The organism is Kitasatospora sp. NPDC059973, from assembly GCF_042737525.1.
Classification (GTDB): Bacteria; Actinomycetota; Actinomycetes; order Streptomycetales; family Streptomycetaceae; genus Kitasatospora.
Window position 1 is genome coordinate 21,361 of record NZ_JBHWUI010000054.1, and the last position, 25,685, is coordinate 47,045.

The 25,685-nt window shown below is 73.2% G+C and carries 25 protein-coding genes; 8 read left to right on the forward strand and 17 right to left on the reverse strand.

Annotation, left to right across the window (positions count from 1 at the left end; genetic code table 11):
• Window positions 1–10: 10 nt before the first annotated feature.
• The 5 genes from ACFWA9_RS16990 to ACFWA9_RS17010 form a co-directional block, all read right to left on the reverse strand.
• Window positions 11–1,255, reverse strand: a complete 1,245-nt coding sequence (locus ACFWA9_RS16990; RefSeq protein ID WP_352290992.1) for an acetylornithine transaminase — start codon at window positions 1,253–1,255, stop codon at window positions 11–13.
• Window positions 1,252–2,127, reverse strand: coding sequence for an acetylglutamate kinase (gene argB / locus ACFWA9_RS16995; protein WP_329492049.1), 876 nt, complete (start codon window positions 2,125–2,127; stop codon window positions 1,252–1,254). The genes ACFWA9_RS16990 and argB overlap by 4 nt, the downstream gene beginning before the upstream one ends.
• A gap of 112 nt (window positions 2,128–2,239) precedes the next feature.
• Window positions 2,240–3,409: a bifunctional glutamate N-acetyltransferase/amino-acid acetyltransferase ArgJ gene (gene argJ, locus ACFWA9_RS17000; protein WP_380387927.1), complete on the reverse strand. Its 1,170-nt coding sequence runs from the start codon at window positions 3,407–3,409 to the stop codon at window positions 2,240–2,242.
• The gene (gene argC, locus ACFWA9_RS17005; protein WP_329486863.1) at window positions 3,406–4,434 is read right to left on the reverse strand and encodes an N-acetyl-gamma-glutamyl-phosphate reductase; all 1,029 of its coding nucleotides are present in this window, start codon (window positions 4,432–4,434) and stop codon (window positions 3,406–3,408) included. The genes argJ and argC overlap by 4 nt, the downstream gene beginning before the upstream one ends.
• 221 nt (window positions 4,435–4,655) lie before the next feature.
• Window positions 4,656–5,939 (reverse strand): methyltransferase, encoded by a 1,284-nt coding sequence (locus ACFWA9_RS17010; protein WP_380387929.1) that lies wholly within the window; start codon window positions 5,937–5,939, stop codon window positions 4,656–4,658.
• 98 nt (window positions 5,940–6,037) lie between these two features.
• Here ACFWA9_RS17010 and ACFWA9_RS17015 point away from each other — a divergent pair, with 98 nt between their 5' ends.
• Window positions 6,038–6,439, forward strand: a complete 402-nt coding sequence (locus ACFWA9_RS17015) for a VOC family protein (RefSeq protein WP_380387931.1) — start codon at window positions 6,038–6,040, stop codon at window positions 6,437–6,439.
• A 77-nt stretch (window positions 6,440–6,516) separates the two neighbouring features.
• A complete protein-coding gene (locus ACFWA9_RS17020; protein ID WP_329486866.1) occupies window positions 6,517–6,891 on the forward strand; it encodes a S4 domain-containing protein in 375 nt (124 codons plus the stop codon).
• A gap of 42 nt (window positions 6,892–6,933) precedes the next feature.
• Here the strand turns inward: ACFWA9_RS17020 and ACFWA9_RS17025 are convergent, their stop codons facing one another.
• Both ACFWA9_RS17025 and ACFWA9_RS17030 read right to left on the reverse strand, forming a co-directional pair.
• Complete coding sequence (locus ACFWA9_RS17025; protein WP_329486867.1) at window positions 6,934–7,440, reverse strand: FBP domain-containing protein; 507 nt, start codon at window positions 7,438–7,440, stop codon at window positions 6,934–6,936.
• A gap of 207 nt (window positions 7,441–7,647) precedes the next feature.
• Complete coding sequence (locus tag ACFWA9_RS17030) at window positions 7,648–8,526, reverse strand: SAM-dependent methyltransferase (protein ID WP_380387933.1); 879 nt, start codon at window positions 8,524–8,526, stop codon at window positions 7,648–7,650.
• Between the two features lie 280 nt (window positions 8,527–8,806).
• Here ACFWA9_RS17030 and ACFWA9_RS17035 point away from each other — a divergent pair, with 280 nt between their 5' ends.
• Both ACFWA9_RS17035 and ACFWA9_RS17040 read left to right on the forward strand, forming a co-directional pair.
• The gene (locus ACFWA9_RS17035) at window positions 8,807–9,745 is read left to right on the forward strand and encodes a polysaccharide deacetylase family protein (RefSeq protein WP_352290988.1); all 939 of its coding nucleotides are present in this window, start codon (window positions 8,807–8,809) and stop codon (window positions 9,743–9,745) included.
• Window positions 9,746–9,991: 246 nt separating this feature from the next.
• Entirely contained in the window at window positions 9,992–10,861 is an 870-nt protein-coding gene (locus tag ACFWA9_RS17040) for a 3-hydroxybutyryl-CoA dehydrogenase (RefSeq protein ID WP_380387936.1), read from the forward strand.
• Window positions 10,862–11,265: 404 nt separating this feature from the next.
• Here ACFWA9_RS17040 and ACFWA9_RS17045 read toward each other — a convergent pair whose 3' ends face one another.
• The 9 genes from ACFWA9_RS17045 to infC all read right to left on the reverse strand — a co-directional run bounded on the left by ACFWA9_RS17045 (window position 11,266) and on the right by infC (window position 20,854).
• Window positions 11,266–11,997, reverse strand: a complete 732-nt coding sequence (locus tag ACFWA9_RS17045) for a hypothetical protein (protein WP_329486871.1) — start codon at window positions 11,995–11,997, stop codon at window positions 11,266–11,268.
• Between the two features lie 93 nt (window positions 11,998–12,090).
• On the reverse strand, window positions 12,091–12,930 hold the full coding sequence (locus tag ACFWA9_RS17050) for a chitosanase (RefSeq protein ID WP_380387938.1): 840 nt from the start codon (window positions 12,928–12,930) through the stop codon (window positions 12,091–12,093).
• 226 nt (window positions 12,931–13,156) lie between these two features.
• Window positions 13,157–15,658 (reverse strand): phenylalanine--tRNA ligase subunit beta, encoded by a 2,502-nt coding sequence (gene pheT, locus ACFWA9_RS17055; protein ID WP_380387940.1) that lies wholly within the window; start codon window positions 15,656–15,658, stop codon window positions 13,157–13,159.
• Entirely contained in the window at window positions 15,658–16,779 is a 1,122-nt protein-coding gene (pheS, locus tag ACFWA9_RS17060) for a phenylalanine--tRNA ligase subunit alpha (protein ID WP_329486873.1), read from the reverse strand. The genes pheT and pheS overlap by 1 nt, the downstream gene beginning before the upstream one ends.
• A gap of 278 nt (window positions 16,780–17,057) precedes the next feature.
• Complete coding sequence (locus ACFWA9_RS17065; RefSeq protein ID WP_380387942.1) at window positions 17,058–18,161, reverse strand: ATP-binding protein; 1,104 nt, start codon at window positions 18,159–18,161, stop codon at window positions 17,058–17,060.
• A gap of 125 nt (window positions 18,162–18,286) precedes the next feature.
• A complete protein-coding gene (locus ACFWA9_RS17070; RefSeq protein ID WP_329486875.1) occupies window positions 18,287–19,153 on the reverse strand; it encodes an RNA methyltransferase in 867 nt (288 codons plus the stop codon).
• A 139-nt stretch (window positions 19,154–19,292) separates the two neighbouring features.
• Complete coding sequence (gene rplT, locus ACFWA9_RS17075; protein WP_329486876.1) at window positions 19,293–19,688, reverse strand: 50S ribosomal protein L20; 396 nt, start codon at window positions 19,686–19,688, stop codon at window positions 19,293–19,295.
• Between the two features lie 109 nt (window positions 19,689–19,797).
• A complete protein-coding gene (gene rpmI / locus ACFWA9_RS17080; RefSeq protein ID WP_329486877.1) occupies window positions 19,798–19,992 on the reverse strand; it encodes a 50S ribosomal protein L35 in 195 nt (64 codons plus the stop codon).
• Window positions 19,993–20,131: 139 nt separating this feature from the next.
• A complete protein-coding gene (gene infC, locus ACFWA9_RS17085) occupies window positions 20,132–20,854 on the reverse strand; it encodes a translation initiation factor IF-3 (RefSeq protein WP_359807314.1) in 723 nt (240 codons plus the stop codon).
• 483 nt (window positions 20,855–21,337) lie between these two features.
• On the opposite strand from infC, the gene ACFWA9_RS17090 reads away from it, so the two are divergent.
• The gene (locus ACFWA9_RS17090; protein ID WP_329486878.1) at window positions 21,338–21,715 is read left to right on the forward strand and encodes a DUF1844 domain-containing protein; all 378 of its coding nucleotides are present in this window, start codon (window positions 21,338–21,340) and stop codon (window positions 21,713–21,715) included.
• A gap of 85 nt (window positions 21,716–21,800) precedes the next feature.
• Here the strand turns inward: ACFWA9_RS17090 and ACFWA9_RS17095 are convergent, their stop codons facing one another.
• Complete coding sequence (locus ACFWA9_RS17095; protein ID WP_380387945.1) at window positions 21,801–22,544, reverse strand: SseB family protein; 744 nt, start codon at window positions 22,542–22,544, stop codon at window positions 21,801–21,803.
• A 117-nt stretch (window positions 22,545–22,661) separates the two neighbouring features.
• On the opposite strand from ACFWA9_RS17095, the gene ACFWA9_RS17100 reads away from it, so the two are divergent.
• The 3 genes from ACFWA9_RS17100 (at window position 22,662) to ACFWA9_RS17110 (ending at window position 25,623) form a co-directional block, all read left to right on the forward strand.
• Window positions 22,662–23,894 carry an amino acid deaminase/aldolase gene (locus ACFWA9_RS17100; RefSeq protein ID WP_380387947.1) on the forward strand — a complete coding sequence of 411 codons (1,233 nt, stop codon included), beginning with the start codon at window positions 22,662–22,664 and terminating at the stop codon, window positions 23,892–23,894.
• Window positions 23,895–23,991: 97 nt separating this feature from the next.
• Window positions 23,992–24,450 (forward strand): hypothetical protein, encoded by a 459-nt coding sequence (locus tag ACFWA9_RS17105; protein WP_380387949.1) that lies wholly within the window; start codon window positions 23,992–23,994, stop codon window positions 24,448–24,450.
• A 249-nt stretch (window positions 24,451–24,699) separates the two neighbouring features.
• Window positions 24,700–25,623: a lytic polysaccharide monooxygenase gene (locus tag ACFWA9_RS17110; RefSeq protein ID WP_329486882.1), complete on the forward strand. Its 924-nt coding sequence runs from the start codon at window positions 24,700–24,702 to the stop codon at window positions 25,621–25,623.
• Window positions 25,624–25,685: the final 62 nt, after the last annotated feature.

Sequence of the window (25,685 nt, forward strand, 5' to 3'; positions counted from 1 at the left end):
TTCTCCCGGACTACGCTCGGCTCGCATCGGCCGGGGCGTTCTCCCGCACCGTCCGGAGGATCTCCGGCAGCGCGGCCAGGAAGGCGTCCGCGTCCTGCTCGGTGAGCACCAGCGGCGGCGCGAGCCGGACGGCGTCCGGGACGGCGGCGTTGACCAGGAAGCCGGCCTCCTGGGCGGCGGCCTGGACCTTCGCGGCCACCGGCGCGGTCAGCACGATGCCGAGCAGCAGGCCGGCCCCGCGCACGTGCGAGACCAGCGGGTCGCCGATCGCCTCGACCCCGTGCCGCAGCCGCTCGCCGATCTTGCGGACGTGCTCCAGCAGGCCCTCGGACTCGATGGTGTCGAGCACCGCGAGAGCCGCCGCCGCGACCACCGGATTGCCGCCGAAGGTGGTGCCGTGCTGGCCCGGGGTGAGCAGCTCGGCGGCCTCCCCGAACGCGAGCACGGCGCCGATCGGCAGCCCGCCGCCGAGTGCCTTGGCGAGGGTGACCACGTCCGGCTCGACGCCCTCGACGGCCTGGTGGGCGAACCAGTACCCGGTGCGGCCGATGCCGGTCTGGATCTCGTCCAGGACGAGCAGGGTGCCGGTGGCCCGGGTGATCTCGCGGGCGGCCCGCAGGTAGCCGTCGGGCAGCGGGATCGCGCCGTTCTCGCCCTGGATCGGCTCCAGGAAGACGGCCGCGGTCTCCGCGGTCACGGCCGCGCGCAGCGCCTCGACGTCGCCGAAGGGGACGTGGGTGACCTCGCCGGGCAGCGGCAGGAACGGCTCCTGCTTGGCGGGCTGGCCGGTGAGCGCGAGGGCGCCCATGGTCCGGCCGTGGAAACCGCCCTGGAGGGCGACCACATGGGTGCGGCCGGTCCGGCGGCTGATCTTGAACGCGGCCTCGTTGGCCTCGGCGCCGGAGTTGCAGAAGAACACCCGGCCGTCCCGGCCCGAGAGCGTCAGCAGCCGCTCGGCCAGCGCGATGGTCGGCTCGGCCATGAAGAGGTTGGAGACGTGGCCGAGGGTCGAGATCTGCCGGGTGACGGCCTCGACGACCGCCGGGTGGCCGGTGCCGAGGGCGTTGACGGCGATGCCGCCGAGCAGATCGGTGTACTCCTTGCCGTCGGCGTCCCACAGCTTGGCGCCCTCGCCGCGGACCAGCGGGATCCGCGGGGTGCCGTAGTTGTCGGTGAAGGCGTGCTGCCAGCGGTCGGTGAGCCGCTCGTTACCGGTCGGCTGCGCGCTGCCGCTGTGCTGTGCGTCGGTCGTCATGCCAGTCCCCCGGTCACGGTCGCTTCGTCGTCCGGCACGACCATCGTGCCGATGCCCTCGTCGGTGAAGATCTCCAGCAACAGGCTGTGCTGCACCCGGCCGTCCAGGACGCGGGCGGTGCCCACGCCGGAGCGGACGGCCCGCAGGCAGCCCTCCATCTTGGGGAGCATGCCGCTGGCCAGCTCGGGCAGCAGCTCCTCCAGCTCGGTCGCGCTGAGCTGGCTGATCACGTCGTCGGAGTGTGGCCAGTCGGCGTACAGTCCCTCGACGTCGGTGAGGACGACGAGCATCTCGGCGCCGAGCGCCACCGCGAGGGCGGAGGCGGCGGTGTCGGCGTTGATGTTGTAGACGTGCCCGTCGGTGCCCCGGGCGATCGAGGAGATCACCGGGATCCGGCCGTCGGCGATCAGCGCCTTCACCGCGCCGGCCTCGATGTTGACGATGTCGCCGACCAGGCCGATGTCGACCTGCTCGCCGTCGACCACCGCGTACCGCTTGACGGCGGTCATGGTGTGGGCGTCCTCGCCGGTCATGCCGACCGCGAACGGGCCGTGGCCGTTGAGCAGCCCGACCAGTTCGCGCTGGACCTGGCCGGCCAGCACCATCCGGACCACGTCCATGGTCTCGGGGGTGGTGACCCGCAGACCGTTGGTGAACGAGGACTCCAGGCCGAGCTTGTCGAGCTGGGCGCTGATCTGCGGGCCGCCGCCGTGGACCACGACGGGGTGCAGACCGGCGTAGCGCAGGAAGACGACGTCCTGGGCGAAGGCCGCCTTGAGGCTCTCGTCCACCATGGCGTTGCCGCCGAACTTCACGACGACGGTCTTGCCGTGGAAGCGCTCCAGCCAGGGCAGCGCCTCGATCAGCGTCATGGCCTTGGGCAACGCGGTGTTGTTGCGGGCCTGTTCGCCCTTGGGTGCGATCTGCACGTGTGTGGTCCCCGGCTCGGTCGGCAGGTGCGGCTGTGGCGGCTGTCAGCGGCTGTCAGGTGGAGTAGGCGCTGTTCTCGTGCACGTAGTCGGCGGTGAGGTCGTTGGTCCACACCGTCGCGGCGGCCTGGCCGGCGTTCAGGCGGGCGGTGATGACGATCTCCCGGCCGGTCATGTCGACGAGGTCGCGGTCCTCCCCGACGCTGCCGTCCCGGCAGACCCAGACGCCGTTGATGGCGACGTCGAGGCGGTCCGGGTCGAAGGCGGCGTCGGTGGTGCCGATCGCGGCCAGCACCCGGCCCCAGTTCGGGTCCTCGCCGTGGAGGGCGCACTTGAGCAGGTTGTTGCGGCTGATGACCCGGGCGACGCCGACGGCCTCCGCCTCGGTGGCGGCGGCGGTGACGTCGATCCGGATGTCCTTGCTCGCGCCCTCGGCGTCACCGATCAGCTGCCGCGCGAGGTCGGCGCAGACGGTGCGGACGGCCTCGTCGAACCCGGCCTGCTCCGGGGTGATGCCGGAGGCGCCGGAGGCGAGCAGCAGCACCGTGTCGTTGGTCGACATGCAGCCGTCGGAGTCGATCCGGTCGAAGGTGGTGCGGGTGGCGGCGCGCAGCGAGACGTCCAGGGCGGCGGCGTCGAGCGCGGCGTCGGTGGTCAGGACGACCAGCATGGTGGCGAGGCCGGGGGCGAGCATGCCGGCGCCCTTGGCCATGCCGCCGACCGTCCAGCCGTCCTTCGTCACCTGGGCGGTCTTGTGGACGGTGTCGGTCGTCTTGATGGCGATCGCGGCGGCCTCGCCACCGGCGGCGTCGAGCTGCCCGGCGGCGAGGGCGACACCGGGCAGCAGGATGTCCATCGGCAGGCGCAGGCCGATCAGGCCGGTGGAGGCGACGGCGATCTCGCCGGCGTTGAGCCCCAGCTCCTCGGCGGCCTTCTCGGCGGTGGCGTGGGTGTCCTGGAAGCCGAGCGGGCCGGTGCAGGCGTTGGCGCCACCGGAGTTGAGGACGACGGCGGAGACCTGACCGCCCTTGAGGACCTGCTCCGACCAGAGCACGGGCGCGGCCTTGACCCGGTTGCTGGTGAACACTCCGGCGGCGGCCAGCGACGGGCCGTCGTTGACGACGAGGGCGAGGTCGGGGGTGCCGGAGTCCTTGATCCCGGCGGTGACGCCGGCGGCCCGGAAGCCCTTGGCGGCGGTCACGCCGACGTTGACGTTCTTGGTCACGGTGCGACTCCGATCAGGGGAAGGCCGAGCTCCTCGGGCAGGCCGAGGGCGATGTTCATGCTCTGCACCGCGCCGCCGGCGGTGCCCTTGACCAGGTTGTCGATCGCGCTGATCGCGATGATCCGCCCGGCGCTCTCGTCCAGGGCGACCTGGACCAGGGCGGCGTTGGAGCCGTAGACGCTGCTGGTCTGCGGCCACTGGCCCTCGGCCAGCAGGTGGACGAAGGGCTCGTCGGCGAACGCCTCGGTGTAGGCGGCGCGCAGGGCCTCGCCGGTCACCCCGGGCTTCGCCTTGGCGGAGCAGGTGGCGAGGATGCCGCGCGGCATCGGCACCAGGGTGGGCGTGAAGGAGACGGTGACCGGCTCGCCCGCGACCGGGGTGAGGTTCTGCGACATCTCCGGGGTGTGCCGGTGCTGCCCGCCGACGCCGTAGGCGCTGACGTTGCCCATCACCTCGCTGCCGAGCAGGTGGGTCTTGGCGGCCTTGCCGGCGCCCGAGGTGCCGGAGGCGGCGACGATCACGGCCTCGGGCTCGGCGAGCCCGGCCGCGTACGCCGGGAAGAGCGCCAGCGAGACGGCGGTCGGGTAGCAGCCGGGGACGGCGATGCGGTTGCCGCCCTTGAGCGCGGCGCGGTGGCCGGGCAGCTCGGGGAGGCCGTAGGGCCAGGTGCCGGCGTGCGCGGAGCCGTAGAACTGCTCCCAGTCGGCGGCGGCCTTCAGCCGGAAGTCGGCGCCGCAGTCGACGACCAGGACGTTCTGGCCGAGGGCCTCGGCGACGGCGGCGGACTGGCCGTGCGGCAGCGCCAGGAACACCACGTCGTGGTCGGCCAGCACCTCGGGGGTGGTGGGCTCCAGGATCCGGTCGGCGAGCGGGATCAGGTGCGGCTGCAGGGTGCCGAGCCTGGTACCCGCGTTCGATCCGCCGGTCAGCGCCCCGATCTCCACCTCGGGGTGGCCGAGCAGCAGGCGCAGCACCTCACCGCCCGCGTATCCGCTCGCACCGGCGACGGCGACTCGCAATGCCATGGCAGTTCCCTCCTTGGTCGGAGCATGAATATACGCATCACGGAACATTCATGCAAGGGAGTGCACGGCGGACCGGCAGGCGGACCGCTCCACACCCGGGCGGCGGGGTGCGCCGTCCACCGCGGACGGCTCGCCACCCGTCGGCGCCATGAGCTTAGGTTACCCTTAGTTGATCGTCGGGCGGCGCGCTCCCGGCACTGTCGGCCCGGCCCCCGCCCGGGTCACCGGCGGACGGCCCGCAGCACCACGAACTTCGGGTTGCCCGCGACGACTTCGCAGTTCCCGAAGAGGCGGCGCAGCTTGACGTGGTAGCCGAGATGACGGTTGCCGACCACCCAGAGTTCGCCACCCGGGCGCAGCGCCCGGCGGGCACCGGTGAACATCCGCCAGGCGGTGGCGTCGGTGGTGGCCTGGTGGGAGTGGAACGGCGGGTTGTTCAGCACCAGGTCGACCGAGCCGGCCGGGACGGCGACCGTGCCGAGGGCGTCGGCGGTGAGGAACTCGGCGGGCGCCCGCGGGCCGAGGTTCTCCCGGAAGGTCGCCTCGGCCGAGGCGACGGCCTGGTGGGACTCGTCGACGAAGACCAGCTCGGCGCCGGGACTGGCGAGCGCCGCCGCGGTGCCGACCACGCCGTTGCCGCAGCCGAGGTCGACGACCCGGGCCCCGGGGGCGGCCACCGGCAGGTGACCGAGCAGGAAGCGGGTGCCGATGTCGAGCCGCTCGGCGCAGAAGGTACCGGCGTGGTTGACCACCGTGCGCCCGGAGGCCGGGCCGATGTCGCCGGGCAGCGCGTAGCGGTGCGGCCAGGGGTTGGGGCCGGGGTCGAGCGCCGGGTCGGGGGTGCAGAAGATCAGCCGGGCCTTGCGGGCCGCGAGCGAGGTGCGGGTCGGGCCGAGGATCCGCTCGAAGAGCTGGAGGGTGGAGGTGTGGATCTCGGTGACCATGCCGGTGCCGATCACCACCGTGCCGGGGTGCACGGCGGGCGCGAGGCGGTGCAGCTGGTCCTCCAGCAGCGCCAGGCTCTTGGGGACGCGGACCAGCAGGACGTCGACCCGCCCGGGCGGGGTGTCGCGGGTGGTGAGCAGCCGGGCCGCGTCGGGGGCGGCGCCGGCCCGGGCGAGGTTGGCCAGGGTGGCCTGCCGGCCGAGGTGGGAGTCGCTGATCTGGACCGGCGCGGTACTCGGGGCAGGAGCCGATGCGGGGGCCGGCGCGGGGGCCGCCGCGGTGGTCGGCGCCGAGGACAGCGCGGTGGTCAGCGCCGTGGTCAGCGCCGTGGTCAGCGCGCCCCAGCGGTCGCCGAGGACGACGACGGTACGGCCGGTGAGCTCGGTGACCGCCCCCTGGGCGCTGTCCGCCTCCCCGGCGAGATGGCGCAGCAGGTACTCGTCGGCGGCGTCCCAGGCGCGCAGCCGCTCGCGCGGGTCCTCCGGGAAGCGGGTGAGGTCGAAGGTGCCCCACGGGGTGGTGAAGGGGGTCGCGGCGGTGGGCGTGCTGAGGCGGTTCATCGTGATCTCAGGCTAGCCGACCACCGGGCGCCGACCGTCCGGTCGGCCGATACTGGAGGGGCCCGACCGGAAGGTCCTGACCGGAAGGGGATTGGGCCATGGACTGGAAGCTCGAAGTGGTGGTGGTACAGGTGTCGGACGTGGCTCGGGCCAAGACCTTCTACGAGGAACAGGCCGGTTTCACCGTCGACCACGACACCCGGATCCGGGACGGGGTCCGGGTGGTGCAGCTGACGCCGCCGGGCTCCGGCTGTTCGATCGTGGTGGGCACCGGAGTCACGGACGCGCCGCCGGGCTCGGTGAAGGGCCTGCAGCTGGTGGTGCCGGACATCGTCAAGGCGCACGGCGAGCTGGTGGCGCGGGGCGTGGAGGTGAGCCCGGTCCAGCACTTCGAGGACGGCGCCCGGGTGGACGGCCGCGGCGGGGCGTGGAACTCGTTCGTCTTCTTCAACGACCCGGACGGCAACGGCTGGGCGGTCCAGGAATCGCCGCCCGGCTGACCCCGGCGCCCTCGCCGGCCCGGAAGCCCGCGCAGACCCCGGCGCGGCGCCGGGCCGGCCGTGGGTAGGCTCGGAGGATGGTCGAAGACGAGGGAAGCGTCCGGGTGGACAGCTGGATCTGGTCGGTGCGGCTCACCAAGACGCGCGCGCTGGCGGCGGCCGCCTGCCGGGCCGGACACGTCCGGGTGAACGGCGAGCGGGTCAAGCCCGCGCAGGCGCTGAAGGCCGGCGACGAGGTGCGCGTGCGCCAGGAGGGCTTCGAGCGGATCGTCGTGGTGAAGCGGCTGGTCCGCAAGCGGGTCGGGGCGGTCGTCGCGGCCGAGTGCCTGGTGGACAACAGCCCGCCGAGGCCGCCGCGCGAACTGCTGGCGGCGGCCGGCGAGCGCGACCGGGGCGCCGGCCGGCCCACCAAGCGGGACCGCCGCGAGCTCGACCAGCTGCGGCACGGCTAGCGGACGCGGCACGGCCGGCGGACCGCCCCCGGCCCGGCGGTCTCAGGCCGGGGTGTCGGTGAGGACCTTCGCCAGGAAGGCGTCCAGGTTCGCCACTGTGCGGGCCACCAGCTCCTCCTGCGACAGCGACTCCTCGGGCCGGCTGACCAGGGCGGACTTCTTCAGCCCGCGCAGGTAGAGCGAACAGGCCAGGTCGGCGCAGATGTAGGTGCCGACGGTGTTGCCCTCGCGGCCGGAGACGCCGGCCCGGCGGGCGGCCAGCAGCGCCACGCCCGAGCCCGCGTGGGCGGAGAGGCAGAGCGAGCAGACGTTGGTCTTGGTCAGGCTGCGGCGCACGGACGGCACCCGCAGTGTGACGCCGACCAGCTCGCCGCCGTGCTCGGCGACCAGGTAGCCGCGGTCGGGCGCGCCCTGGTCCCGCCAGCCGAGGAAGTCCAGGTGCTCCCACGGGAGTTCGGCCAGACCCCGGGGCAGGTTGAGCCGACGGGCCTCGCCCTTGGAACAGTTGACGAAGGAGCCGCGGATCTCGTTCTCGCTCAGGGGGTTCATGATTCGCAACGTAACACCGAGCGCGCCGGGCGGTCGCGGCATTTTCCACCGAAGCGTCCCGCCGTGCGCCACCCGATGCGCCCGCCCGCGGCCCGGAACGGGCCGGCCCCGGCGCCCGGCACGGGCCGGCCGGTGGTCGGCACGGGCACCGGGGCCGGCCGCCCGCACGGTGGTCGGGGCCGCACGGCGCGGGCCCCGACGGGTGGTTCAGGCCTTGAAGGCGACACCCGCGTAGGCGGAGACGTCCTGCCAGCCGGCGGGCAGCTCGTCGGTCGGGACGTGGCCGGCCCCGGCGCGCCAGAGCGGGAGCTGGACCAGACCGGGCCCGGCGAACCGGAAGTCGCCGAAGAAGGGCTCGACGGCGGCGCGCGGACGCAGCACCAGCGGCGCGCTGGCGCTCCGGTAGATCCGGGTGCCCTCGGCCGCGCTCTCCCGGGAGGCGAAGTCGGGGCTGCCGTGCGAGAGGATCAGCGCGCTGCCGGGCGCGAGCGCGTCGCGCAGGGTGCGGACGATCTCCTGGGCGCCGTCCTCGTCGCGGATGAAGTGCAGCACCGCGACCAGCATCAGGGCGACCGGCCGGTCCAGGTCGACGGCGGCGCGCAGGCCGGGATGGTCGAGGATGGTCGCCGGCTCGCGGAGGTCGGCCTCGATGACGGAGGTATGGCCGGCCTTGTGGCTCGCCAGCAGGGCGCGGGCGTGGGTGGCCACGATCGGGTCGTTGTCGACGTACACCACGCGGGCGTCCGGGGCGGCCCGGCGGGCCACCTCGCTGGTGGAGCCGACGGCGGGGATGCCGGTACCGATGTCGACGAACTGGCGGATGCCCTGGCCGGCCACGAACTCGACGGCGCGGCCGAGGAATTCGCGGTTGGTGCGGGCCAGCAGCGGCAGCGCGGGGTAGGCCGCTATCGCGGCCTCGGCGGCCTTGCGGTCCGCCTCGAAGTTGTCCTTGCCGCCGAGGTAGTAGTCGTACATCCGGGCGGTGTGCGGAACGCCGGTGTCCAGCTCGGTCGGCGGCTGCCAGTCCTCGGCCTTCACCCAGTCCCAGTCCGTACCGACGTCGGTCGTCGCGGTGTCCTCGTGCATCCTGCTTTCCGCCCCCTCAAGCCCACTGCCGGAATGCCTGCCCGTCACGGCGCCGGAGCGCCGCGCTGCGCGGGCGGCCCGGCCTGCCGGGCCCACCACGTGGCGCGCGGTGATCGTATCCGACGACACGCCGTGGAGACAGCGGGAGTTCAGGATTCCGAAGCTCCCCGGCCGTGGTGCGGGCACGTCCTCCCGGCGTGGTGCGGGCACGTCCTCCCGGCGGGTCGGGTCGGCGCGCTCGAATCGCCCCGGGGTTTCACCGTCTCTATGCTGGCTGCCGATGACTGCCGACCGGATGACCGCCGACCGCCGCACCGTCCTGCGCGCCACCGCCAGGTTCGCCGCCCTGACCGCCGTCGGCGGCCTGCTCGCGGCCTGCGCGGGGACCTCCCCCCGCCGGGCCGACCCGGGGGCGCTCGCCGTCCACCCCGGCACCGTGGACCCGGCCGGCGGCGACCCGGCGGCGGTCGACCCCGCCTGGGCGGCCGGCGAGGGCGCCGCCTCCCCCGCCCCGGACCCCACCGCCCCGGCCGGACCGCAGGGGGCGGCCTCCCCCACCGCGGCCGCCACCACCGTGGCGCCGCCGGTCCCGCCCACCCTCACGCCGCTCGCCCCGGGCACCCCCGTCGAGGTCGCGTACGGACCGCGGACCGGCCGCAACGTCGCCCTGACCTTCCACGGCAGCGGTGACCCGAGGATCGCCACCGCCCTGCTGGAGATCGCCGAACAGCGCGGCGCCGCGCTCACCGTGATGGCCGTCGGCAGCTGGCTGGACCAGCAGCCGCAGATGGCCCGCCGGATCCTGGACGGCGGCCACGAGCTGGGCAACCACACCCAGAACCACCAGAACATCTCCGCGATGGGCCCCGACCAGGCGCGCGCCGAGATCGCCCAGTGCGCGGAGCGGCTGCAACGGCTCACCGGCTCGATCGGCCGCTGGTTCCGGCCCTCCGCCGCCCAGTACGCCACGCCGATGGTGCGCGAGCAGGCCCGGGCGGTCGGGTACGAGCACGTGCTCTCCTTCGACGTCGACCCGCGCGACTACAGCGATCCGAGCGCCGCGGAACTCCAGCGCCGGGTGCTCGCCTCGGTGAAGGGCGGCTCGGTGGTCGCCCTGCACATGGGCCACCAGTGCACGGTGGACGCGCTGCCGGGCATCCTGGACGGACTCACCAGGGCGGGGCTCGCGCCGGTCACCGCCAGCCGGCTCTGCGCCTGAGTCCTCCGGGCGGCGGGTGCGCCGGCACCCGGGCGCACGGGTCCCGCGACCCGGGCCCACCCCTTCGGAGCAGCGCCCGCGGACCCGGTTCAGCCTGGGAGGGGATGACCTACCGACGGGTACGGAGTAGTAACGTCGTCGGGGCGGTGCACCGGTGCACACCTATCGGTGCGCCCGCCCGCTGAACAGCAGCTTGCTGGGACACCTGTCGCTGGGAGACCCCCGGCACCACCGAAGGGCAACTGAGTGAGTGACATCGCGCGCGTCGGAGTGATCGGCTGCGGTCTGATGGGGTCGGGCATCGCGGAGGTGTTCGCCCGGGCGGGGCTGGACGTCCTGGTGTCGGAGGCGAGCGGGGAGGCCCTGGAGTTCGGTCGCACCCGGCTGACCAACTCCCTGGAGACGGCGGTCAAGCGGGGCAAGCTGAGCCCCGAGGACCGCGACGGGGCGATGTCCCGGCTGTCCTTCACCACCGACCTGGCCGACTTCGCCGACCGCGACCTGGTGGTCGAGGCGGTCGCCGAGCGCGAGGACATCAAGGTCCAGATCTTCCAGACGCTGGACCAGGTGGTCGAGCGCCGGGACGCCATCCTGGCCTCCAACACCTCGTCGATCCCGATCGTGAAGCTGGCCGCCGCCACCTCGCGCCCGGAGCAGGTGATCGGCCTGCACTTCTTCAACCCGGCGCCGGTGCAGAAGCTGGTCGAGGTGATCCCGACGCTGACCACCTCGGCGGCCACCACCGAGCGGGTCGAGGCCTTCGCCTCCGAGGGGCTGGGCAAGGAGCCGATCCGCGCCCGCGACCGGGCCGGCTTCGTGGTGAACGCGCTCCTGGTGCCGTACCTGCTGTCGGCGGTGCGGATGTTCGAGTCGGGCGTGGCGACCGCCTCCGACATCGACAAGGGCATGGAGGCCGGCTGCGCCCACCCGATGGGCCCGCTGCGGCTGTGCGACCTGATCGGTCTGGACACCATCGTGTCGATCGCCGAATCGATGTACGACGAGTACAAGGAGCCGCTGTTCGCCGCTCCCCCGCTGCTCTCCCGGATGGTCGACGCGGGTCTGCTGGGCCGCAAGTCCGGCCGCGGCTTCTACGACTACACCGCGAGCGCCTGAACCCGGGAACGGTGACGGGGCCCGGGAGCGGTATCCAGCTACCCGGGCCCCTGAGGTGCCACCCAATTGCTTGCACCGGCACGTTTAAGGGTGTGGGTCATTCTCACAGCATCGCGCTTTGCCATTGAAGCTACCGCGCCACGATAGAGGCGCAGACGGGAGTCGAACCCGCATCCGACGCTTACAGCACACACCCGGTCGATCCGGCGCTCGGCGGCGAATGCTGAGCCTGGAGCGAGAGTCTGAGTCTTACAGGGGCGCCTCTGCCATGTTGGGCCACTCCGGCGCGAAATGCCGGAGGGAGGACTCGAACCTCCACATTCTCCCCTGATATCAGCTTCAACCTCAGTATCAGCTTGCGCTCTTCGCGCCACCCCCGCTCTCATACGGGGGCGATCTGGGGGCTACCCGAACAGGTAGCCGAACACCGCCTCACCGACCCGGCGGTCGGTGACCTCCGAGCCGTTGGCCTCCTCGCGGGCGAACTGGACGGCCTGCTGGAGCTTCTCGACCCGCTCCAGGAGCTCGTTCACCCGCCGGGCCGGAAGGGCCCCGGAGAACTTGACCGTCGTCCAGTAGCCGACCGCGATGTCCTCGTAGTACACCTCGACCTGCGCCGGGTGCTTCTCCGTGGCCTCGGCCTTCACGTGGTTGCGCGGCACCTTCTTGGTGCGGATCGTGCGCACCGCCTCGGTCTTCCAGGAGTCCGTCGAGGCGTCGTGGTTCCAGGCCTCGGCGGCGTCCAGCACCGGCAGCTTCCGCACGAAGGTGCGCAGGTCGGTGAGCTGCTTCTCCAGGAAGAGCAGGTAGGTGACCGGCACCTGGGCCACCAGCGTCCGGCCGTCGACCACGACGTCGGCGCGGGCCTCGGTGTTGGCCCAGTCCTTCGTCGCGGTGACGTCGAACAGCCGGGACAGCGTCGCGGACGTGGTCCGCAGGACGTCTTCGGCCTTCACCTGGACGCGGGTGGACTCCGGGGGGAGCTGCTCGCCCTCCTCGTCCTTGGGCTGGTACGTCCGGGAGATGCCGGCCAGCAGCGCGGGCTTCTGCAAGTCCTGGTGGGACTGCGTCAGCTCCTGGAAGGACTTGGACTTGACGCCCTTTTCGACGGCGATGATCTGGTTCAGCTTTGCCACGTCGTCGAACGTATCAGCGATCGTGGCGGGGTGTCACCCGATAAACGGGGCGACCGCGGAGGCCGGGCGAACGGCCTCCGCGGTCGGCACGGGTCAGCTGTTGATGCTGTAGCTGTCGCCGTAGACCTTCCACTTGAGCGGGGGGTTGAGGTCGAAGTTCTTGGCGTTGAGGAAGACCAGCTGCTCGGTGTCGACGCGGCTGGTGTCGGAGTGCGCCTCCTCGGTCTTCATGGCGGCCCGGCGGGCGTCCAGGAAGGCCTTGAGGTAGGTGGCCTCGTCGCCGCCCTGGGCCGGGGTCTTGGCCTTCTTCATGGCGGTCTTGCGGATCCCGCCGAAGCTGGTCGAGCTGGTGCCCGGGCCGTGCATGACGATGGCGTCGTAGTAGGCGAACTGGCCGAGCGCGCGCAGGCCGTCGGACTTGGCCTGGCTGACGGCGGGGTTGAAGTAGACGCGGTCGCGCTCGTCGTTCTGCGCCTGCTGGAAGACGCCGTCCTTGGCCGCGGTGGCCCAGTCCTTCTCGAAGGCGCTGCCCAGGCCCGCGTGCGACTCGGTGCCGTTCACCTTGCGCAGCGCCGGCAGGTACTTGGCGAGGACGTTGCCCGGCTTGAGGTCGGTGTAGTGCTCGACCAGGTCGAGCATGTCGCCGGTGCCCGAGCAGAAGCCGATGATGCCGGCGGTGTAGCCGCGGCCGTCACCGATGTCCTCGATGTACTTGTACTGCGACTTCCAGTCCAGCGAGGAGTTCTCGGCGCTGGACACCAGCTGCATCGCGATGTCCTTCTTGTGCGGGTCGTCCAGGCCGACGGCCTTGGCCTGGACGACGGCCGCGGTCGGCGCCGCGTGGGCTGCGCCGGCGGCCGCGACCGTGGCGGGCGCGGCCATCAGCAGGGCGGCGAGGGCTATCCGGACGGTGCGGTGCTGGGGACGGTGCATCTGACGCTCCGTGTTCCGTGGGGGGACGGCGGGGGGATGCCGTCGGCCGGGAGTTAGGAAACTTTCCTAACCAAGGAATAGCGCCCACGATCCCTGCTCCGCAAGGGCTTTGACGGAAACTCCTCAAAGAGCCAGGTCAGCCGTACCGGCCGGACCGCCGCCACCGGGACGACGAAGGGCCCCGCCGCCGGAAACCGGCGACGGGGCCCTCCACCCGGGATGCGCGTCAGGCGCCGCGGAGCACCGCGCCGGTCCGGGCGACGGCCTCGGCCACGGCCGCCTCACGGGCCGCGCTGGCCTCGTCGGCGGTCAGCGTGCGGTCGGCCGCGCGGAAGCGCAGCGCGTAGGCCAGCGACTTCTTGCCCTCGCCGACCTGCTCGCCGGTGAAGACGTCGAACAGCCGGATGGCCTCCAGCAGTTCGCCGGCGCCGGCCCGCAGCGCGGCCTCGACCTCGGCGGCCGGGACGGCGCCGTCGACGATCAGCGCCACGTCCTGGGTCGCGACCGGGAACGCGGAGACGGCCGGGCCGGAGACCCGGACGGCGCCGTCGGCGGTCAGCAGGTCGAGGTCGACCTCCATCGCGCTGGTGCGCTCGGGCAGACCGAGCGCCTTGACGACGCGCGGGTGCAGCTCACCGGCGTGGCCGACCACCCGGTCGGTCCCGGCGACCACCAACTCGGCGCAGCGGCCCGGGTGCCACGGGGCCAGCCGGCCCTGGCGGACGGCCAGTTCGACGCCGGCCGCACGGGCCACCGCACGGGCGGCCTCGATCGCGTCGGCCCAGGAGGCCGGGGCGCCCTTGCCCCACCAGCCGGACGGCACCCGCTCGCCCGCGAGGGCGGCGGCGATCCGGCGCGGCTGGTCCGGCAGCGCGGCGTCGAGGGCGGCGAGCTCCTCGTCGCTCGGACGGCGGTCGACGGCCGGGCGCGGCGCGACGGACTGCTCGTCCTTGGGCAGGAAGACGGTGCCCGTCTCGAAGATCGCCAGATCGGTGTTGCCGCGGCCGACGTTGCGGCGCAGCGCCCCGAGCAGGCCCGGCAGCAGCGTGGTGCGCAGCGCCGGCTCCTCGTCGTTGAGCGGGTTGACCAGCTTCACCGTGCGGCGGCGCCGGTCGTCCTTCTCCAGGCCGAGCCCGTCGAAGGCGGCCTCGCCGACGAACGGGTAGTTGTTGACCTCGACGTAGCCGGCGGCGGCCAGCGCGACACCGGCCCGGCGGTGGGTGCGCTGGGCCTCGGTCAGGCCCTTGCCCGGCGGCACGGTGGGCATCCGGGCGGGGACGTTGTCGTACCCCTCCAGGCGGATGACCTCCTCCGCGAGGTCGTACGGGTCGGTGAGGTCGGGGCGCCAGGTCGGCGGGGTGACCTCCAGGACGTCGGCGCCCGCGACGGAGCAGCCGATCTCCTGCAGCCGCCGGGTGACGGTCTCCCGGCCGTAGGCGGTGCCGGCGACGCGGTCGGGCAGGTCCGCGGCGATGGTGATGGTGCGCACCGGGTGCGGGGCCGCGATGTCGGTGACCCCGGCCTCGGCGGTGCCGCCGGCGATCAGGACCAGCAGGTCGACGGCGCGCTGCGCGGCGGCGCGGGCGGCCTCCGGGTCGACGCCGCGCTCGAAGCGCTTCGACGCCTCGGAGGGCAGCTTGTGCCGCTTGGCACCGCGGGCGATCACGACCGGGTCGAAGTGCGCCGCCTCGATGATCACCTCGGTGGTGCCCGGACCGGCGGCCGGGTCGAGGATCTCGGTGGAGGCACCGCCCATGACACCGGCCAGGCCGATCGGGCCGCTGTTGTCGCAGATCAGCAGGTCCTCGGCGGAGAGCTTGCGCGCGACGCCGTCGAGGGTGGTCAGGGTCTCGCCCTGCTCCGCCCGGCGGACCACGATGGGGCCGTCCACGCGCTGCTTGTCGTAGGCGTGCAGCGGCTGGCCGACCTCCAGCATCACGTAGTTGGTGATGTCCACGGCCAGCGAGATCGGCCGGATGCCGGCCTTCTGCAGGCGGCGCTGGAGCCAGATCGGCGACTTGGCGGTCGGGTCGAGGCCGATCACCGTGCGGGCCACGAAGCGGTCGCAGCCGGCCGGGTCGGCGACCTTGACCAGGTAGCCGTAGGAGTTCGCCGGCGGCACGTCGAGCAGCGCCGGGTCGGCCAGCGGCAGCCCGTACGCGGCGGCGGCCTCGCGGGCCACCCCGCGCATCGAGAGGCAGTAGCCGCGGTCCGGGGTGACGGCGATGTCCAGCACCTCGTCGACGAGCTGGAGCAGCTCGACGGCGTCGGTGCCGGGCTCGTACTCCGGCGGGAGGACGATGATGCCGTCGTGGTCGTCGCCCATGCCCAGCTCGCGGGCCGAGCAGATCATGCCGGCCGAGGTGTGGCCGTAGGTCTGGCGGGCCGCGATCGGGAACGGGCCGGGCAGCACGGCGCCCGGCAGGACGACGACGACCTTGTCGCCGACGGCGAAGTTGGTCGCGCCGCAGACGATCTCCTGCGGCTCGCCGGTGCCGTTGGCGTCGCCGACGTTGACGAAGCAGTGCCGGATCGGCTTCTTGAAGCCGGAGAGCTCCTCGATGGAGAGGACCTGGCCGACCACCAGCGGGCCCTTGAGGTCGCCGCCGATCTGCTCGACCGTCTCGACCTCCAGCCCGGCCCGGACCAGTCGCTCCGCCACGTCGCGGCCGGTCTCGCCGGCCGGCAGGTCGACGTACTCGCGCAGCCAGGAAAGCGGGACGCGCATCAGATCTCCATCCCGAACGGGAGGGTGAAGCGCACGTCACCCTCGACCATGTCGCGCATGTCGGCGACGTTGTGACGGTTCATCAGGATTCGCTCCAGGCCCAGGCCGAAGGCGAACCCGCTGTAGCGGCTCGGGTCGATGCCGCAGGCGACCAGCACCCGCGGGTTGACCACGCCGCAGCCGCCGAGCTCGATCCAGCCCTCGGAGGAGCAGGTGCGGCAGGGCCGGTCCGGGTTGCCGACGCTCTCGCCGCGGCAGACGAAGCACTGCAGGTCGATCTCGGCGCTCGGCTCGGTGAACGGGAAGTACGAGGGCCGCCAGCGCAGCTCCAGGCCGTCCCCGATCAGCTTGGACACCAGCAGCTCGATGGTGCCCTTGAGGTCGGCGAAGGTGATGCCCTCGTCCACGGCCAGACCCTCGACCTGGCGGAAGACCGGGGTGTGGGTGGCGTCCAGCTCGTCGGTCCGGTAGACCCGGCCGGGGCAGACCACGTAGATGGGAGGCTCGCGGTCGAGCATGGTGCGGGCCTGGACCGGGGAGGTCTGGGTCCGCAGCACCACGCCGGAGTCGGCGGAGCCGTCCGGGGCCTGGACGAAGAAGGTGTCCTGCATCGAACGGGCCGGGTGGTCCGGTCCCAGGTTGAGGGCGTCGAAGTTCAGCCACTCGGCCTCGACCTCGGGGCCCTCGGCGACCTGGTAGCCCATCGCGACGAAGGTGTCCTCGATGCGCTCGGCCAGCGTGGTCAGCGGGTGGCGGGCGCCGCGCGGGGTCCGGTCGTAGGGCAGCGTGACGTCCACCGCCTCCTCGACCAGGACGCGGGCGTCGCGCTCCGCCTCCAGCTCGGCCTGGCGCCGGGCGAGGGCCTGGTTGACGGCGCCGCGGGCCTGGCCGATCAGCTTGCCGGCGGCGGCCTTGGCGTGCGGGGGCAGAGCGCCGATCTCGCGGTTGGCGAGGGAGAGCGCGGAGCGGTCGCCGGTGTGGGCGACCTTGGCCTGCTTCAGCTCGTCGAGGCTGGTGGCGGCGGCGAAGGCCCGGACGGCCTCGTCCCGCGCCTGCTCCACCACCTCGGGCTTGAGGGCCTCGACCTCGACCGGGTCGTACGACTTGTTGGGTGCCGACATCTCTATCTTCCCGTGCTCCTGCTCGTCCGTGCTCAGGTAAGGGCTCGTGCCTTCGCGTGACGCCCGGCGTGGCCGGGGCACGGGCAGCCCCCGCCGCAGGTGCTCGGAAGGGGTGTCCGCGGCACGGCCGCGCAGGGCGTCCCACAACGCCAAAGGTCGAGTGTAGTCGCAGCGCATGGTGCGGCTGCCGTCAAGCCCGTCCGGCCTCCCGATCCGCACCGGGCCCAGGGGGTGGCGGCGCCGCCCCCGGAGCCCGCCGCGGCTGCCTCCAGGCTCCGTCAGAGCATGAAGTCGGGCACGCCGGCGGGCAGGATAAATCGGAACCGGGCGCCGCCGCCGGGCGCGCGGTCGACGCGGATCGAGCCGCCGTGGGCCTCCACGATGCCCTTGACGATGTAGAGGCCCAGGCCCGTGCCGCCGCGCTTGGAACCGCGCCAGAAGCGGGTGAACACGCGCGGCATCGAGTCCTCGGGGATGCCGGTGCCTTCATCGCTCACGGTGACCGCGGTGCCTTCCACAGTTCGGGGCGGAGTGCCGGAGCGCTCCCAGACGGGTGCCTCGACGACCTCCTTGGCCGGTGCCACCTCGATCGTGACAGTTCCCTCACCGTGGCGCACCGCATTTTCCAGCAGGTTGGCCAGCACCTGGTCCACCTTGTCCGGGTCGGCCCAGAGCACGGTGAGCGGCTCGCTGATCCGGATGTCGAAGCGGTCCTCGGGGATGCCGGTGGCGACCTTGCGGTCCACGTGCCGGCGCACCGCGGCGGCCAGGTCGACCACCTGCTTGCGCAGCTCCAGCCGCCCGGCGTCGATCCGGGAGATGTCCAGCAGCTCGGCGATCAGCCGGGTGACCCGGTCGGCGTCGGCGTCGACGGTCTCCAGCATCAGCCGCTTCTGCCCGTCGGTGAACCGCTCCCACTTCGCCAGCAGGGTCGCGGTGAAGCCCTTGACGCTGGTGAGCGGCGAGCGCAGCTCGTGCGCGACGGTGGCGATCAGCTCGGCGTGGCTGCGCTCGGTCCGCCGGCGGGCCTCGGTGCCGCGCAGCGCGATCACCAGCCGCTCCAGCGGCGCCTGCGGGCGGGCCCGGACGTAGCGGGCGGACACCAGCACCTCGCGGCCGCCGGGGAGCAGCAGATTGCGCTCGGGCTGGCTGGTCCGGGTCGCCAGGCCGCCGTACGGGTCGGTCAGCTGCCACCAGCGGCGGCCGTCCAGGTCCTCCAGCGGGAGGGCGTGCTCCAGCGGGCTGCCGAGCGCGGCCTCCTGGAGGATGCCGGTCAGCCGGGCGGCGGTGCGGTTGAAGCAGACCACCCGGCCCAGGGCGTCGGCGACCACCAGGCCGTCCGGCAGGTCGTCCGGGTCGAGCTCTGGCCCGCTGCCGACCATGGGTGTCCTCCCCGATTACCCACCGTGTCTTTCCCCCCACCGAGGCAGACCCTAGCGTCTCGCGGCCCCCCGCAGTAGGGCCCGCGGCGTCGCGATGACGACTTCCGGGAGCGTCCGGGTACGGCCTACGCCCGCGCCCGGCAGCCGCCGGGCGAGCGCTGCGCCCGGGCGGAGGCGTAGAGGCAGACGGCGGCGGCCGTCGCGAGGTTGAGGCTCTCGGCGTGTCCGTGGATCGGTACGCGCACCACCTCGTCGGTGAGTGCGCGGGTCTCCTCCGGGAGCCCCCAGGCCTCGTTGCCGAACACCCAGGCGCCGGGCGCGCCCAGCGTGCCCTCGTCCAGCTCCTGGTCGAGGTCGCGCTCCCCCGCGCCGTCGGCGGCCAGCACCCGCACGCCGGCCTCGCGCAGCCGCCCGACCGCCTCCTCCACCGGCACGCCGACGGCGACCGGCAGGTGGAACAGGCTGCCGACGGAGGCGCGCACGGCCTTCGGGTTGTACAGGTCCACCGAGGCGTCGGTCAGCACCACGGCGTCCGCGCCGGCCGCGTCGGCGGTCCGCAGCACGGTGCCGGCGTTGCCGGGGTCGCGCACGTGGGCGAGCACCGCGACCAGCTTGGGGCGGGCCGCCAGCACCTCGGCGAACGGGGTGTCGATGAACCGGCAGAGCGCCACGATGCCCTGCGGGGTCACGGTGTCGCAGATGTCCGCGATGACCTCGTCGGTGGCGGTGAGCACCGGCAGCCCCTCGGCGCGGGCGGCGGCGACGATGCCGGCGTGCCGCTCGGCGGCCTCGGGGGTCGTGTAGACCTCGACCACGGCGTGGTCGGCCGTGCCCGGCAGCGTCCCGAACGCGACGGCCTCCCGGACGGCCTGCGGGCCCTCGACGAGGAACCGGCGCTCCTTGGTGCGCTGGTTCCGCTTGGCGAGCCGGCGTGCGGCGACGACGCGGGGCGAGCGCAGGGAGGTCAGCAGGGGGGTGTCGGTGCTCGACATGGTCTCGTCTCTGAGGCGGGGCGCCGGTGGCGTGCAGGGACTGTGGCGGGGAAACGCAAAACCGGACCCGCAGGGAGAGCCTGCGGGTCCGGTCGGTGCGACGAACCGATCCCGGGGGGATCAGGCCGATCCAGGAGGATCAGGCGGCGTCGGCGGCGGCCCTCGGGGCGTTGACGTCGGCCGGCAGCGCCTTCTGCGCGACCTCGACGAGCGAGGCGAACGCGCCCGGGTCGTTGACCGCGAGGTCGGCCAGCATCTTGCGGTCGATCTCGACGCTGGCGGCCTTCAGGCCCTGCACGAAGCGGTTGTAGGTGATGCCGTTGGCACGGGCCGCAGCGTTGATGCGCTGGATCCACAGCTGACGGAAGTCGCCCTTGCGCTTCTTGCGGTCGTTGAAGTTGTAGACCAGCGAGTGGGTGACCTGCTCCTTGGCCTTGCGGTACAGGCGCGAGCGCTGGCCCCGGTAGCCGCTGGCGCGCTCCAGGATGACCCGGCGCTTCTTGTGGGCGTTGACTGCCCGCTTGACGCGTGCCACTTGATTACTCCTTGGGTTGGACCACGGACTACTTCACGCGGTCCGTCATTCGAATGGGTCGGGAAGGATCAGCTGTCCCGCTCACGGCTCGCGCCGGGCGGGAGGGCGATCACTTGCCGAGAAGCTTCTTGATCTTCTTGGCGTCGGCGGGGGCCACCACGACGGTGCCGGCCAGCTTGCGGGTCAGCGTGGAGGGCTTGTGCTCCAGGAGGTGGCGGCGGCCGGCGCGCTCGCGCAGCACCTTGCCAGAGCCACTGATCTTGAAGCGCTTGCTGGCGCCACTGTGCGTCTTCTGCTTCGGCATTTCGCCGTATCTCCTCGTCGGTCCGTCCACGCCCGCGCGGTGTGCGCCGCGCGGGCGTGAAGGATGGATCTGCGATGACCGGGCGGACGCCCGTTCACCTTGGTGGCCGGTCTCCCGAACCGCCCTGGCCGGTGAAGGCTCAGGCGTCCTGGGAGGCCTCGGCCGGCTGCTCGACCTCGGCGGCGTCGTCCTCGGCGTCGGCCTCGTCGGCCTCCGCCTCGGCCGCGGCGTTCTCGGCCTCAAGCGCTGCGTCCTCGTCGGCCTCGGCGGCGTCGGAGCCGGGGGTGCGGCCCTGACGCTCGGCCTTGCGGGCGTCCGCGATCGCGCGGGCCTCGGCCATCGCCTCGGTCTTCTTCTTGTGCGGGCCGAGAACCATGATCATGTTTCGGCCGTCCTGCTTGGCCGAGGACTCGACGAAGCCCAGGTCCTGGACGTCGTTGGCCAGCCGCTGCAGCAGTCGGAAGCCCAGCTCGGGCCGCGACTGCTCACGACCGCGGAACATGATCGTGATCTTGACCTTGTCGCCCTGCTTGAGGAACCGAACGACGTGACCCTTCTTGGTGTCATAGTCGTGCGGGTCGATCTTCGGCCGGAGCTTCATCTCCTTGATGACCGTGTGCGCCTGGTTCTTGCGCGCCTCACGGGCCTTCATGGCCGACTCGTACTTGAACTTGCCGTAGTCCATGAGCTTGCACACCGGCGGCCGGGCGGTCGCCGCGACCTCGACGAGGTCGAGGTCGTACTCCTGCGCGAGCTCCAGCGCCTTGGCAAGCGGCACGATGCCGACCTGCTCGCCGCTGGGACCGACGAGTCGCACCTCGGGGACGCGAATCCGGTCGTTGATGCGGGGCTCGGTGCTGATGGGGCCTCCTAGGTTGCACCTTCTGCGATGCGGCCGTCGGACGGCGGTCGCACGTAGTGGACTCGACCACTGGGCGGGGCTTCATTCGTGCTGCGCTGCCTACCTTGCTGATGGGCACTGCATGCACCGCGACACGAAAAAAGCCCCGCTCGGTACAAGCGGGGCTCCACACAACCGGGGGCTGCACCCGGTGAGGGGTGCGGCGGGCGACTCGGCGCCTGGGCGCCCGTCGCGGACCGGGACCCGTCGACCGTGAGGCCGATCGGGTGGGAGACTTTCGCGGTTGCCCTCTCGGGCCTCCTGGGTGGAGCCTCCTCTTGCTGGCCGGGCGCTCCTCAGGAGCTCCTGGCCGGTCAGTCTCGAAGCATACAGCGTTTCGGCCGCGCCCGGTATTCCGCCCCTCGCTCCCCGCGGCCCGGCCCCCGGCCGGCCCCCTTGTACGCTCCTTGGGTACGGACACCGGCACGACGGAACGAGCCCCCCTTGAGCAGCGAGCCCACCCAGAACCCCGCCGCGGACGACGAGGCGATCGGTTTCGACGACCTCACCCGGGACATCGCCGAGGTCCCCGCCGTCGAGGTGATCACGACCGTCGCGGTGCACCTGATGAGCGCCGCCGCCGTGAAGTGCGGCCTGGCCGAGGGCGGCGAGGCCGACAAGGACCTCGACGAGGCGCGCAAGCTGATCACCGCGCTGGCCGGGCTGGTCACCGCCGGTGCCCCCGAGATCAGCAACTTCCACGCCGCCCCGCTGCGGGACGGCCTGAAGTCGCTCCAGCTGGCCTTCCGCGAGGCGTCCATCGTGCCGGACGCGCCGGGCACCGGGCCGGGCGAGAAGTTCACCGGGCCGGTCTACGCCTGAGCCCCACCGGGACACCGCGTGCCCTCTCGTCCACCGGGCGAGGGGGCACCCTCGCGTCCGGGCACCGCGCGCGGGCCGGACGCCGCTAGCGGCGGTACAGCGGCTCGCCGGGCAGCGCGGAGTCGGCCGGCAGCACGGCCAGGTTCAGGCCCCGGTCGAGCCGGACCCGCAGCACCGGGTCGGCCGCGACCGCCTGCCCGATCCGCCGGGCGGCCGCCTGGACGGCCTCCTGGTCCAGCGCCCGGTCCAGCACCACCGCGAGCAGGCCGTCCCCCTCCTGGTAGGGCGCCAGCAGACCGCTCACCACCTGCGGCTCGGCCGCCAGCAGCGCACGGACGGCCTCGCGCACCTCGGGGTCGCGCACCGGCGGCAGGTACGGCCGGTTCTCCGCCAGCGCGCGCAACCGGGCCCCGGACAGCCGGTACGGCACCGGGCCGGCCGGGTCGATCAGCAGGGTGTCCGCGCGCTCGGAGTAGGCGACCATCGCGGCCTGCGGGGCGGCGACCGGTGCCGGGCGGGCGTCGGCGCGCCACCGGGTCAGCGCCTCCATCGAGGTGAAGGCCGGCAGCGCCCGCCGGCCGTCCGTGGCCTCGATCACCGGGACGGCCATGTCACTGGTCTTCTCGTGCTTGTGCCCGTGCTCGTCCAGCTCCACCTCACCGAGGACGGCGACGATCGGGACCATCAGCCGGGTCGGCGTCAGCGCCGCGAGCACCTCCGGCTCGGCCCCGGGCTCCTGCGACCAGCGCGCGAGCGCCTCGGCGAGCGCCGGGTCGGCGGTGCCGTCGTCGGCGGCGAATCCTGGGTTCGGAATGTTCTTGCGGTCCACCCGGCCGACCCTATGCCACCTCACACCCGCCGCCGGGGCGAGGCGGAGCCGCGCCGTCGGGGTGGATCGTCCGCCGCAGGCCTACCCACCGGTAGCGGGGTGTGGCACTCTGCGCCCATGGCCACGCTCGAAGCTGCTGCCCGTACCGCCGCCGTGCCCTCGCCGGCCGCCGACCGAGCCCGGTACGACCGGGCCACCGCCCATCTCGACGGCCCGGTGGCCGTCGTCGACCTCGCGGCCTTCGACGCCAACGCCGCCGACCTGGTCCGCCGGGCGGCCGGCAAGCCGGTCCGGGTGGCCAGCAAGTCGGTGCGCTGCCGCGCCCTGCTGGAGCGGGTGCTGGCCATGGAAGGCTTCGCCGGGGTGATGAGCTTCACCCTCGGCGAGTCGCTCTGGCTGGCCCGCACGGGCGTCCGCGACGTCCTGCTGGCCTACCCCTCGGCGGACCGCTCCGGCTTCGCCGAACTGACCGGCGATCCGGAGCTGGCCGCCGCCGTCACCGTGCTGGTCGACGACCCGGCCCAGCTCGACCTGATCGACGCGGCCCGGACCGGCCCCGCCGAGGTCCGGGTCTGCCTGGAGCTGGACACCGCGCTGCAGCTGTTCGGCGGGCGGGTGCGGGTCGGCGCCCGGCGCTCGCCGATGCGCACGCCCGAGGACCTCGGAGCCTTCGCCGAACTGGTGCAGCGCCGCCGCGGGTTCCGGGTGGTCGGGCTGATGGCCTACGAGGGACACATCGCCGGGGTGGGCGACAGCGTGCCCGGGCGGCCGGTGCGCTCCCGGATGATCCGGCTGATGCAGGCGAAGGCCCGGGCCGAGCTGGCCGAGCGGCGCGCGGCGACGGTCCGGCGGCTGCGCCGGGTGACCGAGCTGGAGTTCGTCAACGGCGGCGGCACCGGCAGCGTCGAGTCGACCGTGGCGGAGCGGGCGGTCACCGAGGTGGCGGCGGGCTCCGGGCTGTACCTGCCGCGGCTGTTCGACAACTACCGCTCGTTCCGGGGCCGGCCGGCCGCGCTGTTCGGCCAGCCGGTGGTGCGCCGGCCCGGCCTCGGGGTGGTGACGGTGCTCGGCGGCGGCTACCCGGCCTCCGGCGCGGCCGGACCGGACCGCTCGCCGGTGCCCCACCTGCCACCGGGGCTGCGCTACGACCCGATGGAGGGGGCCGGCGAGGTGCAGACCCCGCTGCTCGGCGCGGCCGCCGACGACCTGCTGATCGGGGACCGGGTCTGGTTCCGGCACGCCAAGGCGGGCGAGCTGTGCGAGCGCTTCGCCGAGCTGCATCTGATCGAGGGCGACCGGGTGGTGCGCACCGTCCCGACCTACCGGGGCGAGCAGCGGACCTTCCTCTGACCACCGGGTATGCCACCACGGCCGAACGGGCCGCCGCGGCGCCCTCGTTGCCCTACCGTGGTTCAGGACAGGACCGGACGCGACGTCAGGGGGCGCCATGGAGGCCGAGATCGTGCAGGGGCTGGTGACGTCGGGTGCCACCACCCTGGTCGGGCTGATGGCCACCGAGGCCTGGACCCAGGCGCGTTCGCGCTTCGCGGCGCTGTTCGGGCGGGGCGAGACCGACGAGGCGGAGGCCGCGGCCCTGGAGCGCTCGCGGACGGTCATCGCCCGCGCCCGGGAGACCGGTGACACCGGGGCCGTCGACGACCTGACCGGCACCTGGCGGGGCCGGCTCCGCCAGGCACTCCTGGAGAACCCCGAGGTGGCCGACGAACTCCGCGCCATCCTGGCGGAGTTCGAGCCGCGGCTGCCCGCACGGGGCGGCGAGTCCCTGGAGAACACCTTCAACGGCGGAACGACATACGGCATGGTGATCCAGGCCAAGAACGTGCACGGGGGCGCGCACTTCCACCAGTACGGGCAGGACCCGGGCCGGCCTTCCGGCGGCCGCTGACCTTTTCCCGGCCTTTCCCCCACCTTAAGAAGGCCCGAGGGGCACCCGGACTCCGGCGCCCCTCGGGCCTCTGTGCTGCGCGTACGGCTACAGTCCGTCAAAAAGTACGCCACAACGGGCTATTGCCAGTTGGTCTAGTCCAATCATACGCTCAGCCCGGGCCCCGCGCGCCGGGCCGGCGGGCCCCGGGCAGACGTGCCCACTCCCCCACACTCTCGGCCCGGAACACGGTCAAGGAGTCCCCACCCCATGTCCATCAAGAGAAGTGCTCTGTCCCTCGGCGTCATAGGCGCCGCGGTCCTCGCCGTTTCGACGACCGCCGCCGGCACCGCCAGCGCCCACGGCGCCATGACCAACCCGGTCAGCCGCATCGCGGCCTGCTACGCCGAAGGCCCGGAGACTCCCAAGTCCCAGGTCTGCAAGGACCTCGTGGCGATGAGCGGCACCCAGCCGCTGTACGACTGGAACGAGGTCAACATCGCCAACGCGAACGGCAACCACCAGGCGCTGATCCCGGACGGCAAGCTCTGCTCGGCCAACCGCGACAAGTACAAGGCGCTCGACATGCCCCGCACCGACTGGCCGGCCACCCCGGTCAGCGCCGGTTCGTTCGCCTTCAAGTTCCGCGTCACCGCGGCACACGTCGGCACCCAGACCGTCTACATCACCAAGGCCGGCTACGACCCGACCAAGCCGCTGAAGTGGTCCGACCTGGAGTCGGCCCCGGTCGCCCAGGTGCAGGTCACCCGCACCGCCACCGACGGCTACTACACCTACACCGGGACGCTGCCGCAGCGCACCGGCCGCCAGCTGCTGTACATGGTCTGGCAGCGCAGCGACAGCCCGGAGGCGTTCTACAGCTGCTCCGACGTCGACTTCGGCAAGACGGCGGCCGCCGTCGACCAGCCCGTGTCGGCGCTCGCCGCGCAGGCCCCGGCCGCGCCGAGCGAGGCGCAGATCGCCGCCGGCCAGTCCAAGTCCACCGTTTCCCACAACGGGCACGGCGGCAACGCGAACGAGCCGGCGGGCGCGGTGGTGCCGACCGCCAGCGCGGCCGTCGGCGGCTCGCCCACCGGTCCGCTGCTGCTGGCCGGCGCCGCCGCGATCAGCGTCGGCTGGGCCGGCATGGTGCTCCGGCGCCGTCGCTTCGAGGCTGTTCGACGCGACTCCTGACCGCCGGAGGCCTGGGCCGGACCGCACACCGCCCCCCGTGCGGTCCGGCCCAGGCGATCCCC

What these genes read in the sequence shown, in the direction of transcription:
- argC (WP_329486863.1), bottom strand. Translation starts at nt 4,434, where the DNA reads ATGGCATTGCGAGTCGCCGTCGCCGGTGCGAGCGGATACGCGGGCGGT.
- ACFWA9_RS17110 (WP_329486882.1), top strand. Translation starts at nt 24,700, where the DNA reads ATGTCCATCAAGAGAAGTGCTCTGTCCCTCGGCGTCATAGGCGCCGCG.
- ACFWA9_RS17020 (WP_329486866.1), top strand. Translation starts at nt 6,517, where the DNA reads ATGGTCGAAGACGAGGGAAGCGTCCGGGTGGACAGCTGGATCTGGTCG.
- ACFWA9_RS17030 (WP_380387933.1), bottom strand. Translation starts at nt 8,526, where the DNA reads ATGCACGAGGACACCGCGACGACCGACGTCGGTACGGACTGGGACTGG.
- ACFWA9_RS16990 (WP_352290992.1), bottom strand. Translation starts at nt 1,255, where the DNA reads ATGACGACCGACGCACAGCACAGCGGCAGCGCGCAGCCGACCGGTAAC.
- ACFWA9_RS17050 (WP_380387938.1), bottom strand. Translation starts at nt 12,930, where the DNA reads ATGCACCGTCCCCAGCACCGCACCGTCCGGATAGCCCTCGCCGCCCTG.
- ACFWA9_RS17015 (WP_380387931.1), top strand. Translation starts at nt 6,038, where the DNA reads ATGGACTGGAAGCTCGAAGTGGTGGTGGTACAGGTGTCGGACGTGGCT.
- ACFWA9_RS17100 (WP_380387947.1), top strand. Translation starts at nt 22,662, where the DNA reads ATGGCCACGCTCGAAGCTGCTGCCCGTACCGCCGCCGTGCCCTCGCCG.
- ACFWA9_RS17025 (WP_329486867.1), bottom strand. Translation starts at nt 7,440, where the DNA reads ATGAACCCCCTGAGCGAGAACGAGATCCGCGGCTCCTTCGTCAACTGT.
- ACFWA9_RS17070 (WP_329486875.1), bottom strand. Translation starts at nt 19,153, where the DNA reads ATGTCGAGCACCGACACCCCCCTGCTGACCTCCCTGCGCTCGCCCCGC.
- ACFWA9_RS17035 (WP_352290988.1), top strand. Translation starts at nt 8,807, where the DNA reads ATGACTGCCGACCGGATGACCGCCGACCGCCGCACCGTCCTGCGCGCC.
- pheS (WP_329486873.1), bottom strand. Translation starts at nt 16,779, where the DNA reads ATGTCGGCACCCAACAAGTCGTACGACCCGGTCGAGGTCGAGGCCCTC.
- pheT (WP_380387940.1), bottom strand. Translation starts at nt 15,658, where the DNA reads ATGCGCGTCCCGCTTTCCTGGCTGCGCGAGTACGTCGACCTGCCGGCC.
- ACFWA9_RS17105 (WP_380387949.1), top strand. Translation starts at nt 23,992, where the DNA reads ATGGAGGCCGAGATCGTGCAGGGGCTGGTGACGTCGGGTGCCACCACC.
- ACFWA9_RS17010 (WP_380387929.1), bottom strand. Translation starts at nt 5,939, where the DNA reads ATGAACCGCCTCAGCACGCCCACCGCCGCGACCCCCTTCACCACCCCG.
- rpmI (WP_329486877.1), bottom strand. Translation starts at nt 19,992, where the DNA reads ATGCCGAAGCAGAAGACGCACAGTGGCGCCAGCAAGCGCTTCAAGATC.
- ACFWA9_RS17065 (WP_380387942.1), bottom strand. Translation starts at nt 18,161, where the DNA reads ATGGTCGGCAGCGGGCCAGAGCTCGACCCGGACGACCTGCCGGACGGC.
- argB (WP_329492049.1), bottom strand. Translation starts at nt 2,127, where the DNA reads ATGACGCTGATCGAGGCGCTGCCCTGGCTGGAGCGCTTCCACGGCAAG.